The sequence below is a fragment of the Streptomyces polyasparticus genome, from assembly GCF_014493765.1.
Classification (GTDB): domain Bacteria; phylum Actinomycetota; class Actinomycetes; order Streptomycetales; family Streptomycetaceae; genus Streptomyces; species Streptomyces polyasparticus.
Genome location: NZ_JACTVJ010000115.1, coordinates 1 through 1,067 on the forward strand (window position 1 = coordinate 1; position 1,067 = coordinate 1,067).

Annotated in this window: 1 protein-coding gene; it reads left to right on the forward strand. The window is 50.1% G+C overall.

Annotation, left to right across the window (positions count from 1 at the left end):
* On the forward strand, positions 1-1,045 hold a 1,045-nt coding region (locus H9Y04_RS49115; protein ID WP_214662307.1), incomplete at its 5' end, for a zinc-dependent alcohol dehydrogenase.
* Positions 1,046-1,067 lie beyond the last annotated feature (22 nt).

The following is a 1,067-nucleotide window of genomic DNA, read 5'->3' on the forward strand; positions in this document are numbered from 1 at the left end:
GGCCATTCCAACTAAACAAAAAGCAGTGATTTTCGAGACCAACGGTGGTGAATTGCAGTACAAAGACATCGATGTCCCCAAGCCTAAGCCCAATGAGATCTTGATTAACGTGAAATATTCCGGTGTGTGCCACACCGATCTTCACGCCTGGAAGGGAGACTGGCCATTGGCTACCAAGCTTCCTCTTGTGGGAGGCCACGAGGGTGCTGGTGAGGTTGTTGCAATTGGTGAAAATGTCACCGGCTGGGAACTCGGCGACTTGGCTGGTATCAAGTGGTTGAACGGATCTTGTTTGTCGTGTGAATTCTGTATCACCTCCAAAGAATCCAATTGTCCTCACGCTGACTTGTCTGGTTACACCCACGACGGATCTTTCCAACAGTACGCTACGGCCGATGCTGTGCAGGCCGCCCGTATTCCAAAGGGAACCGACTTGGCTCAGGTAGCACCAATTTTGTGTGCCGGTATCACCGTGTACAAGGCCTTGAAAACGGCCGACTTGACTGCCGGTCAGTGGGTTGCTATTTCTGGTGCTGCTGGAGGTTTGGGTTCCTTGGCTGTCCAGTACGCTAAGGCCATGGGTTACAGAGTTGTGGGTATCGATGGTGGTGCTGACAAGGGTGAGTTTGCCAAATCGATGGGTGCTGAAGCTTTCGTCGATTTCTTGACTTCTAAAGACTTGGTTAAGGATGTCATCAAGGCCACCAATGGAGGTCCTCATGGTGTGATCAATGTTTCAGTTTCTGAGAGAGCCATGCAACAATCGGTAGAGTACGTCAGACCTGCCGGTACTGTCGTGTTGGTGGGATTGCCAGCTGGTGCCAAGGTTTCTGCTTCTGTTTTTGATTCCGTTGTCAAGACCATTTCCATCAAGGGTTCCTACGTGGGTAACAGAGCCGACTCTGCTGAGGCCATTGAATTTTTCTCCAGAGGTTTGATCAAGTGTCCTATCAAGGTTGTGGGATTGAGCGAGTTGCCAAAGGTTTACGAATTGATGGCCGAAGGTAAGATTTTGGGACGTTACGTCGTTGACACCTACAAATAAGCGAGGTGAAAAAGGTGAGCCG